Here is a 12,738-nt window from a genome sequence, read left to right as displayed (position 1 = left end):
GCTCCTCTCTCCCCACGGCTCTCCCCACGTCGGGGCGGGGCCGCTCCGCGCCGGACAGTATGCCCTCCGGCGGCGCGCGGTTGTTCCCGAACGGGGAACCGTCGGGGCGCGCACGTAGGGTGGACGTCGTGGCCGACCCGTCCACCTACCGCCCGGCGCCAGGCACCATTCCCGAGGCGCCAGGTGTCTACAAGTTCCGTGACACGCACGGCAAAGTGATCTACGTCGGCAAGGCGAAGAGCCTGCGCAGCCGGCTGAACTCCTACTTCGCCGACGTGACCGCCCTGCACGCGCGCACCGCTCAGATGGTCACCAGCGCGGCGTCGGTCGAGTGGACCGTGGTGTCCACCGAGGTCGAGGCGCTCCAGCTGGAATACAACTGGATCAAGGAGTTCGACCCTCGGTTCAACGTGCGCTACCGGGACGACAAGTCCTACCCGGTGCTCGCGGTGACCATGCAGGAGGAGTTCCCGCGCCTGCACGTGTACCGCGGTCCGCGCCGCAAGGGTGTGCGCTACTTCGGTCCGTACGCGCACGCGTGGGCCATCCGCGAGACGCTCGACCTACTGCTGCGGGTGTTCCCCGCGCGCACCTGCTCGGCCGGCGTGTTCAAGCGGCACGGGCAGATCGGCCGCCCGTGCCTGCTGGGCTACATCGGCAAGTGCTCGGCGCCGTGCGTCGGTCGGGTCACCGAGGACGAGCATTACGAAATCGTCAGCGACTTCTGTGATTTTCTCGCCGGGCGCACCGAGAAGATGATGCGCCGGCTCGAGAAGGAGATGACCCGGTCCGCCGAGGAGTTGGAGTTCGAGCGGGCGGCTCGGCTGCGCGACGATCTGTCGGCGCTGCGCCGTGCGATGGAGAAGCAGGCCGTGGTGCTGGGCGACGGCACCGACGCGGACGTGGTGGCCTTCGCCTACGACGAGTTGGAAGCCGCCGTCCAGGTGTTCCACGTGCGCGGCGGGCGGGTGCGCGGTCAGCGCGGTTGGGTGATCGACCGGGTGGTTGAGGCGGACGCGGGCGCCGCGCTGTCCACGCTGGTGACACAGTTCCTGTCACAGTTCTACGGCGACCAGGCCGACCTCGCCGGGGCTGCCGACGCGGGTGCCAGCAGCCCGGTGCCGCGCGAGGTGCTGGTGCCCGAGCTGCCCGAGGATTGCGACGCGGTGACCGAGTGGCTCTGCGGACTGCGCGGCGCGAAGGTGCGGGTCCGGATTCCGCAGCGCGGCGACAAGCGCGCGTTGATGGAGACCGTGGAGCGCAACGCCAAGGAGGCGTTCGCCCAGCACAAGCTGCGGCGCGCCGGCGATCTCACGGCACGGTCGGCGGCGCTGCAGGAGCTGCAGGACGGGCTCGCGCTGGACACCGCGCCGCTGCGGATCGAGTGCATCGACGTCAGCCACATCCAGGGCAGCGACGTGGTGGCCTCGCTGGTGGTGTTCGAGGACGGGCTCGCGCGCAAGTCGGAGTACCGGCGCTTCAAGGTCCGCCAGGCGGCGAGTGAGGGTGACGTCGCGGCGATCGCCGAGGTGGTGCGCCGCCGTTTCCAGCGCTATCTCGAGGAGTCGACCGACGAGCCCAAGGCCGGCATCGATCCGGAGACCGGCCGGCCGAGGAAGTTCGCCTACCCGCCGAACCTGCTCGTGGTGGACGGTGCCGGCCCGCAAGCCAACGCGGCCGCCGACGTGCTGGCCGACCTGGGGATCACCGATGTCGCGGTGATCGGCCTCGCCAAGCGGCTGGAGGAGGTGTGGCTGCCCGCCGAGCCGGAGCCGGTCATCCTGCCGCGTACGAGCGAGGCGCTGTACCTTCTGCAGCGGGTCCGGGACGAGGCACACCGGTTCGCGATCACGTTCCACCGGTCGGCGCGGTCGCAGCGGATGCGCAAGTCGGCGCTGGACGAGATCCCCGGTCTCGGCCAGACCCGCAAGACGGCGTTGATCAAGCATTTCGGCTCGCTGAAAAAGCTCAGGTCGGCGAGCATCGAGGAGATCAGCGGGGTGCCCGGGTTCGGCAGGCGCACCGCGGAGGTCGTGCACGCCGCACTCGCCGGCGACACAAACACAGATGAGGGAAGACAGTGACAGAGTCCACTCAGGACAGTGCGGACACCAAGGGCGGCAAGGGATCCGGCGCGCGGGGCGTCGATGTGGCGGTGGTGTCCGGGCTGTCCGGAGCCGGCCGCAGCACGGCCGCCAAGTGCCTCGAGGACCTCGGCTGGTTCGTGGTGGACAACCTGCCGCCGGAGCTGATCTCCACCATGGTGGAGCTCGGCGCGCAGGCCCGCGGCGCGATCACGAAGGTCGCCGTCGTGATGGACGTGCGATCCCGGGCGTTCACCGAGGACCTGGCGTCGATCATCAAGGACCTGGACGCGCGCGGGTACAAGCCGAAGGTGCTGTTCCTGGAGGCGACCGACGACGTGCTGATCCGCCGGTTCGAGCACGTCCGGCGCGGTCACCCGATGCAGGGCGACGGCAGGCTGATCGACGGGATCAAGGCCGAGCGGGACCTGCTCGCGCCGCTGCGCGACGAGGCCGACCTGGTGCTGGACACCACGGCGCTGTCCGTGCACCAGTTGCGGGCCAAGATCGAGCACGCGTTCGGCTCGGAGTCGGAGACGCGCACTCGGGTGACCGTGCTGTCGTTCGGCTACAAGTACGGCCTGCCGATGGACTCCGACCTCGTGATGGACGTGCGGTTCCTGCCGAACCCGTTCTGGATCCCGGAGTTGCGCGATCAGTCCGGGATGGACAGTGACGTGCGCAACTACGTGCTCACCCAGGAGGGTGCCGAGGAGTTCCTGGACAGGTACCACGATCTGCTGAAATTGATCGGCGCCGGTTACCGCCGCGAGGGCAAGCGGTACCTGACGCTGGCCGTCGGCTGCACCGGCGGCAAGCACCGCAGTGTCGCGATCTCCGAGGAGCTGGCCCGTCGACTGTCCACAGAGGACGGTATGTCGGTGAAGGTGGTCCACCGCGACCTGGGGCGCGAGTGACCAGCAGTGCCAGCCGGCACCAGAGGCACCAGCACCGCCCGCTTCGCGCGGTCGCCCTCGGCGGCGGCCATGGACTGCACGCCACGCTCACCGCGCTTCGCGAGATCACTCCCGATGTGACGGCCGTCGTGACGGTGGCCGACGACGGCGGCTCGTCCGGCCGGCTGCGCCGCGAGATCGGCCTGCTGCCGCCGGGTGACCTGCGCAAGGCGCTCACCGCGCTGGCCGGCCCCGAAGACGGAAACCTGTTGTGGCACAAGGTGTTCGGGCACCGCTTCGGCGGCACCGGCGCGCTCGCCGGGCACGCGGTCGGCAACCTGGTGCTGGCCGGCCTGTTCGAGGTGATCGGCGATCCGGTGCGCGCGCTGGACGAGGCGGCGCGCCTGCTCGGCGTGTCCGGGCGGGTGCTGCCGATGTGCACCGAGCCGCTGGACATCGAGGCCGACGTGGTCGGGCTGGACGAGGATGCGAGCGCCGTGCGGCGGATCCGCGGCCAGGTCGCGGTGGCCACCACACCCGGCAGGGTGCGCCGGATCCGGCTGCACACCGCAGACGGCTCCGACGATCCGCCGCGCGCGTGCCCGGAGGCGGTGCGCGCGGTGGCGGAGGCGGACGTGGTGCTTCTCGGCCCCGGATCGTGGTTCACCAGCGTGTTGCCGCACCTGCTGGTACCCGAACTGCACGACGCGATCGTGAGTACGGCGGCGGCGCGAGTGGTCGTATTGAATCTTGTCCCCCAACCGGGGGAGACTGCCGGATTCTCCCCGGAACGCCATCTGGACGTACTCTGCGAACACGCACCCCGGCTGAGGATGGACGCGGTGATCGCCGACGCCGACTCGGTGCCGACACCTGATCGGCTTCGACGTGCGGCGACGGCGCTCGGGGCACGGACTCTGCTGGATCGGGTGGCGGCCGCGGGGGCACGCCACCGGCACGATCCGGAGGCGCTCGCGGCGAGCCTGTCGCGGGCGCTGGCGGCCGTGTGACGGCCCGCGTCACAGAGCAGGCGGGTGCGATCGATGATGAGATGGGCGGCCTGGGTTCCGGGTCCGGGGGAGAGGAGGAGACGTGGCGATGACAGCGTCGGTGAAGGACGAGCTGAGCAGGCTTGCCGTGTCGAAGACGTGCTGCCGTCGTTCGGAGGTCTCCTCCCTGTTGCGGTTCGCGGGCGGGCTGCACATCGTGGGCGGCCGGGTCGTCGTGGAGGCCGAGCTGGACACCGGCGCGGCGGCGCGGCGGCTGCGCAAGGAGATCCACGAGCTGTACGGGCACCACGCGGACGTGCACGTGATCACGTCCGGCGGGTTGCGCAAGGGCACCCGGTACGTGGTGCGCGTGGTGAAGGACGGCGAGGGGCTGGCCCGGCAGACTGGGCTGCTCGACCTGCGCGGCCGGCCGGTGCGCGGGCTGCCGGCGCCGGTGGTGTCCGGTGGCGTGTGTGACGCGGAGGCGGCGTGGCGGGGCGCGTTCCTCGCGCACGGTTCGCTGACCGAGCCGGGCCGCTCGTCCGCGCTGGAGATCACCTGCCCTGGCCCGGAGGCGGCGCTCGCGCTCGTCGGCGCGGCCAGACGGCTTGGCGTGCAAGCGAAATCGCGTGAGGTGCGCGGTGCGGACCGGGTGGTCGTGCGCGACGGCGACGCGATCGGCGCGATGCTGACCCGGCTCGGCGCGCACTCCAGCGTGCTGGCCTGGGAGGAGCGCCGGATGCGCCGCGAGGTGCGTGCCACGGCGAACCGGCTGGCCAACTTCGACGACGCGAACCTGCGCCGGTCCGCGCGTGCGGCGGTCGCGGCGGCGGCCAGGGTGCAGCGGGCGATGGAGATTCTCGGCGAGGACGCGCCGGACCACCTGCTGTCGGCCGGCCAGTTGCGGCTGACCAACAAGCAGGCGTCGCTGGAGGAGCTTGGCCAGTTGTCCGAGCCGCCGATGACCAAGGACGCGGTGGCCGGCCGGATCCGGCGGCTGCTGGCGATGGCGGACAAGCGGGCCAAGGAGAAGGGTCTGCCGGACACCGAGTCGGCGGTCACCGCGGAGATGCTCGAAGCCGAGGTCTGATCGTCCACACACGACTGTCCACTCTGGACAGTCGATGCCGGCGAGAGTTGGGGCGGATCGGGAAGCGAGATACTTTCGGGTCTTGACAACCCGCATTGGTCTGGACCAACTTGGAGCGGTGGATGTGGCACCCGTCACGTCCGATCCGTAGTCCTCCCACCCTGCACCGGAGGCAGACGATGAAGCGTTCCCTGCTCCCGCGCGCGCTCGGCACCCTCCTGGTCGGCGCGCTGACCGCGGCCGGTATCGCCGGCCTGTCCACCGAAGCCGCGGCCGCGCCGGCCGTGCCCAAGCACGCGATCACCGGCTACTGGCAGAACTTCAACAACGGCGCGCAGGTCCAGAAACTCAAGGACGTGCCGGACCACTACGACATCATCGCGGTCGCGTTCGCCGATGCCACCGGCACACCAGGCCAGGTCACGTTCAACCTCGACCCCGCGGTCGGGTACGGCAATGTCCAGGAGTTCAAGGACGACATCAAGGCGAAGAAGGACGGCGGCAAGTCGGTGATCATCTCCGTCGGCGGGGAGAAGGGCACCGTGTCGGTGAACGACCCGACGTCCGCGACGAACTTCGCGAACTCACTGCACTCGGTGATTCAGGAGTACGGCTTCGACGGCGTCGACATCGACCTGGAGAACGGGCTCAACTCGACGCACATGACCTCGGCGCTGCGCTCGCTGCGGGACAAGGTCGGCGCCGGGCTGGTGGTCACCATGGCGCCGCAGACCATCGACATGCAGTCGCCGAGTGCGGAGTACTTCAAGACCGCGCTCAACATCAAGGACTTCCTGACCGTGGTCAACATGCAGTACTACAACAGCGGCACGATGCTCGGCTGCGACGGCAAGGTGTACGCACAGGGCTCGGTGGACTTCCTCACCGCGCTGGCCTGCATCCAGTTGGAGAACGGCCTCGCGCCGTCGCAGGTCGGCCTCGGCCTGCCGGCGTCGCCGAGCGCGGCGGGTGGCGGCTACGTCAACCCGTCCGTGGTCAACGACGCGCTGGACTGCCTCGCCCGCGGCACCAAGTGCGGCTCGTTCAAGCCCTCGAAGACCTACCCGGACATTCGCGGCGCGATGACCTGGTCGACCAACTGGGACGGCTCCAGCGGCAACGCCTGGTCCAACGCCGTCGGCCCGCACGTGCACGGGCTGCCGTAACGCCAGGGAGAACCGCCGGAGATCGCCGGCGACGGTGAGCTTGCCGGACCAGCTTGATCACGCTCTCGGCCGGCGTGGTGTCACCGGAGAAGACGACCGACCCGTACTTCGTGTCGAACCGGAACGCGTACGACTCGTGCACGGGCGGGTGGTTGTTGCGCGCCGCCGTGACCGTCACCCGATCGTCCCGGTACACCACGCCGTCGGTGCTGAACTCCTTGGCGGCGGCCAACTTCCGCGGATCCGGCAGGCCCTGGGCGGCACCGGCTGCGGGCCGGCTACCGCCAGCGCGCTCCGCCACCTCCTCGTGGTTCTCGGCGAGATTAGCCCTCGCGCGCGGGGAAACCTCGCTACCTTCGTTGGTCATGCCCACAGTGCGGACGCGCGACCCGTTCGTGGACGCCGTACGCGCGTTCGCGATCATCGGCGTGGTCTGCGGGCACTGGCTCGTGACGGCGATCCTCCCCGCGCCGGGTGGCGTGGCGGCGGGCTTCAACGTGGACAGCCCGCTGCGGTACCTGCCCGGCATGCTGCCGCTGAGCTGGGTCCTGCAGACGCTCGGGCTGTTCTTCTTCGCCGGCGGGTTCGCCGCGGCGGTGAGCCGGGCCCGCGCGCCGGGCGGCCTGCCGTGGTGGCTCGGCAAGGTGCGCAAGCTGGCCGTCGCCGTGGTCGTGGTGCTCACCGGCTGGGCCGTCGCATGTGGACTGTGGGCGCCGTTCGGGCTGAGCTGGGCGACCGTGCACGGCGTGCTCAACCAGGTCAGCTCGCCGTTGTGGTTCCTCGCGGTGTACGTCGCGCTGCTCGCGTTCACCGGTCCGATGCTGCGGCTGCACGACGCGCTCGGGCTCGCGTCGGCGCTGGTGCCGGCGGCGGTCGCGGTGGCCGCCGAGGTGGCCGTCGCCGCGGGTGCGCCGACCGCGGTCGGCCAGGTCAGCGTGCTCGCCGTGTGGTGGGCGCCCTGGCAGCTCGGCATCGCCATGGCGCGCGGGTGGCGGCCGTCCGCCGTCCAGGCCGGCGCGCTGTTCGTGTGCGGCGTGACGGCCTTCGCGCTGCTGATCACGGTCGGCGGCTTTCCGGTGAGCGCCGTCGGCGGCACGGGGGAGCCGCGGTCCAACATCGCGCCGCCGTCGCCGGCCGCACTGGCCCTGGCCGTCGCCCAGCTCGGGCTGGTCCTGTTGCTCGCGCCCGCGCTGCGTCGGCTGGCCGGTCGCGCGTTCGTCGGGTGGGTGAACGAGCGGGCGCTGCCGATCTTCCTGATGCACCAGAGCGCCCTGCTCGCGGTCGCGCTGATCGGCTCGGCGTTCGGCGAGTTGCCCGGCCTGCACGGCCTGCCGGACGACTGGGGCTGGGTACTCGCGCGGCTGGCCTGGTACCCGGCACTCGCCGGCGCGCTGTGGATGTTGCTCGCCGGCCTCGGACGAGTGCTCGCCGCGGCACCTCCCGGCCCCGCGCCGGCCTAGTCTTGTTGGTGTGCGCCGGAACCGACGTGCGGTGACGCGAGCGACCGCGGTGGCGGCCGTGCTCGCCGGCGCGCCGTCGGTCATCCACGCCGCGCGCACCGGAGGCCCGGCCGCCGCGGTCCGCTACGGACTCGCGGCGACCAGGGCGGCCGGCACGCTCGTTCCACCCGGCCGCCCGAGCCTCACGCGCGGCCTGCTCGCGCACGGCGTGATCTCCATGCTGGCCGGCGAGATCCTCGCCAGGACGCTGCCGCGCCGGCACCCGGTGGCGTGGGGCGCGCTCGCCGGTCTCGCCATGGGAGCGATCAACGTCGGGCTGATCGGCCGGGCGTTCCCCGCGATCCGCGACCTGCCGCTCGGGCCGCAGCTCGCCGACAACGCCGCGTTCGGCGCGGTGTTCGCCGTGGTGGTCGACCGGCGCTAGCGGCAGACCGTGTCGTGTCGCGGCAGCTCACCGTCGACCAGCCAGCGCGTCGCGATCCCGTCGGCGCAGGTGTTCTTCGAGTACAGGTAGGCCAGGTGCCCGCCGGCGTTCACGGTGACCATCGTGGCGCGCTTGCCGAGGGTGGCACGCGTCCGCAGCGCGTCCGCGTACGGCGTGCCCGGGTCGCGGACGTTGGACAGCAGCAGGAGGTTGTGCCGTCCCCGGTCGCTGAACCGCACCGGCTCCGGCTGCGGCGCCGGCCAGAACGCGCACGGCCAGATGTTGGACGCCGCCGCCCCGAACATCGGGTACCTGACCCGGTCCCGCTCGACGTCCCGCTGGTAGGTCGCCACGTCCCGCGGCCACCGGGAGTCGTTGCAGAACAGATGCAGCTGCCCGGAGAAGTCCCACACGGGTGCGCTGTTCGCCGTGGACTGTCCACTTGGGACACCCGAGCGCAGCCCGCGCCACATGTCGGCGAGCGCGGGGAAGTGCGCGTCGCCGAACAGCATGGCGAACGTGTTGCCGCGGAATGTCGCGCCGTTCGTCCCGTTCACCGGCGCGGCGTCCAGGCGTTCGGCGATCTCGAAGTAGGTGGCGCGCACCGCGTCCGGCGTGGCGCCGAGCCCGTAGGTGTCGTGCCTGGCGGCGGCCCACCCGGCGAAGTCGGGGAAGCGGTCCTCGAAACCCTTGGCGATCCCGCGCGACCAGGCGTGCGCGCCATCCGGCCCGTAGACGCTGTCCAGCACGAACCGATCGGTGTGTTGGCCGAACAACTCGGCGTACACCCCGCCAAGGTAGGTGCTGTAGGAGTAGCCGAGGTAGGAGATCCGGTGCTCGCCGAGCGCCTGCCTGATCTTGTCGACGTCGCGGGCCACGTTCACCATGGTGATGTGCGGCAGCATCCGCCCGGTCGGCGATTCCGCGCACTGCCGGGCGGTGCGCCGGGCGGTCTCGGCGGTCGCGGTCACGTCGGCGGCGTCTCGCGCGTACGGCGGCGGGACGTAGAAGTCGGGCGGCAGATCGCAGTCCACCGGCGCGCTGCGGCCGATGCCACGCGGGTCGAACGCGATCAGGTCGTAGCTCTCGCGCACGCTCGCCGGCAGGCCCTGCGCGACGAGTTGCAGCGGAAGATCGAGCGCCGTCATGCCCTGGCCACCCGGGTTCAGCACCAACACGCCACGGCGACGCTCCGGCTTGCTGCTCGGCAGCCGGGACACCGCGACGCTGATCGTCTCGTCGTTCGGGCGCGAGTAGTCCAGCGGAACCGTGACGGTGGTGCACTCCAGGCCGGCCGGGAGGTCCCGGCATGGCGCCCACCCCGGCGACGCGGGCGCCGCCTGGGCCGATGGAACGACGATCAGGCCGGCCACCACGGCGCCGGCGGCGGCGAGCAGCGCGCTCATCTTGTGTCGGGTCATGGCAGGTAGACCAGGCGGCCGGCGGAAACTCATCGGAGTCAGGGGGACGGCGCGCATCAGAGCACCTCGGAATCGGTCCCAGCAGTAGCAACGGTCACGCTCGTCACCGGTTACCCGGGGTGGGCCGATAGGGTGCAGGCGAATGCAGGCCCTCCCCGCGCGCCCGCGGGGTCGAGCACGAGGAGATTCAGCGGTGACGGTTCGGGTAGGCGTCAACGGCTTCGGTCGCATCGGTCGTAACTTCTGGCGCGCGGTCCAGGCCGGCGGGCAGGACATCGAGATCGTGGCTTTCAACGACCTCGGTGACGTGGCCACCATGGCGCACCTGTTGAAGTACGACAGCGTGCTCGGCCGCCTGCCGCAGGAGATCACGACCACCGACGAGGGTATCCAGGTCGACGGCAAGACGATCAAGGCGCTGGCCGAGCGCGACCCGGGCAAGCTGCCCTGGGCCGACCTCGGCGTGGACGTGGTGGTCGAGTCGACCGGCTTCTTCACCAAGGCCGACGACGCGCGCAAGCACGTCGACGAGGGCGGCGCCAAGAAGGTGATCATCTCCGCGCCGGCCAAGGGTGAGGACCTCACCGTGGTCATCGGCGCCAACGAGCACCTCTACGACGGCTCGCAGACGATCATCTCCAACGCGTCCTGCACCACGAACTGCCTGGCCCCGCTGGCGAAGGTCCTGCACGATGCCTTCACCATCGAAAAGGGCCTGATGACCACGATCCACGCCTACACGCAGGACCAGAACCTGCAGGACGGCCCGCACAAGGACCTGCGCCGCGCCCGGGCCGCCGCGCTGAACGTCGTGCCGACCTCCACGGGCGCCGCGAAGGCCATCGGCCTGGTGCTGCCGGAGCTGAACGGCAAGCTCGACGGCTACTCGCTGCGCGTCCCGGTGCCGACCGGCTCGATCACCGACCTGACCGTGGACCTCGCCAAGACGGTCACCGTGGACGAGGTGAACGAGGCGTACAAGACCGCCGCCGACGGCCCGCTCAAGGGCATCCTGCGCTACAGCACCGAGCCGATCGTGTCCGGCGACATCGTGACCGACCCGGCGTCGTGCATCTACGACGCGCCGATCACCAAGGTCATCGACAACCAGGTGAAGGTCTACGGCTGGTACGACAACGAGTGGGGCTACTCCAACCGCCTCGCCGACCTGGTCACGCTCGTGGGTTCGAAGCTCTCATGACGCGGACGCTCGACGACCTGATCGCGGAGGGCGTCGAGGGTCGGCGGGTGCTCGTGCGCGCCGACCTGAACGTCCCGCTGGACGGCACGACGATCACCGACGACGGCCGGGTACGCGCCGCGCTGCCCACGATCCAGCGTCTCGGCTCGGCCGGCGCGCGCGTCGTGGTGGCCGCGCATCTGGGGCGCCCCAAGGGAAAGCCCGATCCGGCGTTCTCCCTCGCGCCGGTCGCCGAGTGCTTGTCGGCGCTGATCGGGATCGACGTGCCGTTGGCGTCCGACGTGGTCGGCGAGTCGGCCAAGTCCACTGTGGACGGTTTGCCGGTCGGTGGGGCGGCGCTGCTGGAGAACGTGCGGTTCGACCCGCGTGAGACGAGCAAGGACGCCGCCGAGCGGGAGGCGCTGGCCGCGGAGTACGCCGCGCTCGTCGGGGACGGCGGCGCGTTCGTGTCCGACGGATTCGGCGTCGTGCACCGCAAGCAGGCTTCCGTCTACGACGTCGCGACCAAGCTCCCCGCGTACGCCGGGGGCCTGGTGCTCAGTGAGGTCGAGGTGCTGCGCAAGCTCACCGGCGACCCGGCGCGCCCGTACGTGGTGGCGCTCGGCGGTTCGAAGGTGTCGGACAAGCTCGCGGTGATCGAGTCGCTGCTGCCCAAGGTGGACGCGCTGTTGGTCGGCGGCGGCATGTGCTTCACGTTCCTCGCCGCGCAGGGGCTCGGCGTCGGTGACTCGCTGCTCGAGGGCGACATGATCGACACCTGCAAGCGGCTGCTGGCCGACGCCGGCGACAAGATCGTGCTGCCGGCCGACGTCGTGATCGCCGACGACTTCTCCGAGCAGGCGAACGTCCGCACGGTGCTGGTCGCCGACATTCCCGAGGAGTGGAAGGGCCTGGACATCGGCCCGATCTCGGTGGAGCGGTATTCCGAGGTGCTGGCCGGCGCGAAGACGGTGTTCTGGAACGGGCCGATGGGCGTGTTCGAGATGGCGCCGTTCGCCGAGGGCACCAGGGGAGTGGCCGAGGCGATCGCCGGCTCGGACGCGTTCAGCGTGGTCGGCGGCGGCGATTCGGCCGCTGCCGTGCGTGCGCTGGACATCGGCGAGGACCGCTTCTCGCACATCTCCACCGGCGGCGGCGCGTCGCTGGAGTTCTTGGAGGGCAAGGAGTTGCCCGGCGTGGCGGTACTGGAGGAGAGCGCCTGATGGCACGCAAGCCACTGATCGCCGGCAACTGGAAGATGAACCTCAACCACCTCGAGGCCATCGCGCTGGTGCAGAAGATCGCGTTCACGCTGCCGGAGAAGTACTACGGCAAGGTGGACGTCACGGTGCTCCCGCCGTTCACCGACATCCGCAGCGTCCAGACGCTCGTGGACGGCGACAAGCTGAACCTGACCTACGGTGCGCAGGACCTGTCGGCACACGAGTCGGGCGCCTACACCGGCGACGTGTCCGGCCCGATGCTGGCCAAGCTCGGCTGCTCGTTCGTCACCGTCGGCCACTCCGAGCGGCGTGAGTACCACGCCGAGGACGACGAGCTGGTCAACAAGAAGGTGCGCGCTGCGCTCAAGCACGGCATCACCCCGATCATGTGCCTCGGCGAGAAGATCGAGGTGCGCGAGCAGGGCACCCACGTTCAGCACTGCGTGGACCAGTTGATCGCCGGTCTCAAGGGGCTCAAGGCCGAGCAGGTGGCGCAGGTCGTGATCGCCTACGAGCCGGTGTGGGCGATTGGCACCGGGCGGGTGGCCACGCCGGCCGACGCGCAGGAGGTCTGCAAGGCGCTGCGTGCCGCGCTGTACGAGAAGTACGGCGTGGCGGTGTCCGACGAGGTGCGCGTCCTCTACGGCGGCTCGGTGAAGTCGGGCAACATCTCCGATCTGGTGGAGCAGTCCGATGTGGACGGCGCGCTGGTCGGCGGCGCGAGCCTGGACTCGAACGAGTTCACGAAGCTGTGCGCGCTCGCCGCGGGCGGCCCGCTGATCTGACGATTCGAACTATCGCGGTC

10 protein-coding genes and 1 pseudogene are annotated in these 12,738 nt (G+C 70.7%); 10 read left to right on the top strand and 1 reads right to left on the bottom strand.

Annotation, left to right across the window (positions count from 1 at the left end; all coding sequences use genetic code 11):
* The first annotated feature begins 128 nt into the window (after window positions 1-128).
* The 7 genes and pseudogenes from uvrC to EV193_RS31880 all read left to right on the top strand — a co-directional run bounded on the left by uvrC (window position 129) and on the right by EV193_RS31880 (window position 8,109).
* Window positions 129-2,084 (top strand): excinuclease ABC subunit UvrC, encoded by a 1,956-nt coding sequence (gene uvrC, locus EV193_RS31910; RefSeq protein ID WP_130348691.1) that lies wholly within the window; start codon window positions 129-131, stop codon window positions 2,082-2,084.
* On the top strand, window positions 2,081-3,001 hold the full coding sequence (gene rapZ, locus EV193_RS31905; RefSeq protein ID WP_130348690.1) for an RNase adapter RapZ: 921 nt from the start codon (window positions 2,081-2,083) through the stop codon (window positions 2,999-3,001). Before uvrC ends, rapZ begins: the two co-directional genes overlap by 4 nt.
* Complete coding sequence (locus EV193_RS31900) at window positions 2,998-3,990, top strand: gluconeogenesis factor YvcK family protein (protein WP_130348689.1); 993 nt, start codon at window positions 2,998-3,000, stop codon at window positions 3,988-3,990. The genes rapZ and EV193_RS31900 overlap by 4 nt, the downstream gene beginning before the upstream one ends.
* A gap of 82 nt (window positions 3,991-4,072) precedes the next feature.
* Window positions 4,073-5,059, top strand: coding sequence for a DNA-binding protein WhiA (whiA, locus tag EV193_RS31895; RefSeq protein WP_130348688.1), 987 nt, complete (start codon window positions 4,073-4,075; stop codon window positions 5,057-5,059).
* 284 nt (window positions 5,060-5,343) lie between these two features.
* A pseudogene (locus EV193_RS31890) lies at window positions 5,344-6,225 on the top strand (chitinase); the annotation flags it as partial.
* Between the two features lie 53 nt (window positions 6,226-6,278).
* Window positions 6,279-7,685, top strand: a complete 1,407-nt coding sequence (locus EV193_RS31885) for an acyltransferase family protein (protein WP_130348686.1) — start codon at window positions 6,279-6,281, stop codon at window positions 7,683-7,685.
* Window positions 7,686-7,695: 10 nt separating this feature from the next.
* The gene (locus EV193_RS31880) at window positions 7,696-8,109 is read left to right on the top strand and encodes a hypothetical protein (protein ID WP_242613818.1); all 414 of its coding nucleotides are present in this window, start codon (window positions 7,696-7,698) and stop codon (window positions 8,107-8,109) included.
* Here the strand turns inward: EV193_RS31880 and EV193_RS31875 are convergent.
* A complete protein-coding gene (locus EV193_RS31875) occupies window positions 8,106-9,530 on the bottom strand; it encodes an alpha/beta hydrolase (RefSeq protein WP_242613817.1) in 1,425 nt (474 codons plus the stop codon). The two genes, EV193_RS31880 and EV193_RS31875, sit on opposite strands and share 4 nt — an antisense overlap.
* Window positions 9,531-9,723: 193 nt before the next feature.
* Here EV193_RS31875 and gap point away from each other — a divergent pair, with 193 nt between their 5' ends.
* From gap to tpiA, 3 genes are read left to right on the top strand one after another with little or no spacing between them, the layout of a single operon-like run.
* On the top strand, window positions 9,724-10,731 hold the full coding sequence (gene gap, locus EV193_RS31870) for a type I glyceraldehyde-3-phosphate dehydrogenase (RefSeq protein WP_130348685.1): 1,008 nt from the start codon (window positions 9,724-9,726) through the stop codon (window positions 10,729-10,731).
* Window positions 10,728-11,933, top strand: coding sequence for a phosphoglycerate kinase (locus tag EV193_RS31865; protein ID WP_130348684.1), 1,206 nt, complete (start codon window positions 10,728-10,730; stop codon window positions 11,931-11,933). Before gap ends, EV193_RS31865 begins: the two co-directional genes overlap by 4 nt.
* Entirely contained in the window at window positions 11,933-12,718 is a 786-nt protein-coding gene (gene tpiA, locus EV193_RS31860) for a triose-phosphate isomerase (protein ID WP_130348683.1), read from the top strand. The genes EV193_RS31865 and tpiA overlap by 1 nt, the downstream gene beginning before the upstream one ends.
* The last annotated feature ends 20 nt before the right edge of the window (window positions 12,719-12,738 follow it).

The organism is Herbihabitans rhizosphaerae (assembly GCF_004216555.1).
In the GTDB taxonomy this organism is placed as follows: Bacteria; Actinomycetota; Actinomycetes; order Mycobacteriales; family Pseudonocardiaceae; genus Herbihabitans; species Herbihabitans rhizosphaerae.
Note: the sequence above shows the minus strand (reverse complement) of the source record. Positions and strands in the feature narration are given on the sequence as shown.

Bases quoted from the DNA above. Each gene is read 5' to 3' on its own strand.
- EV193_RS31875 (WP_242613817.1), bottom strand. From the start codon at position 9,530: ATGACCCGACACAAGATGAGCGCGCTGCTCGCCGCCGCCGGCGCCGTG.
- tpiA (WP_130348683.1), top strand. From the start codon at position 11,933: ATGGCACGCAAGCCACTGATCGCCGGCAACTGGAAGATGAACCTCAAC.
- EV193_RS31865 (WP_130348684.1), top strand. From the start codon at position 10,728: ATGACGCGGACGCTCGACGACCTGATCGCGGAGGGCGTCGAGGGTCGG.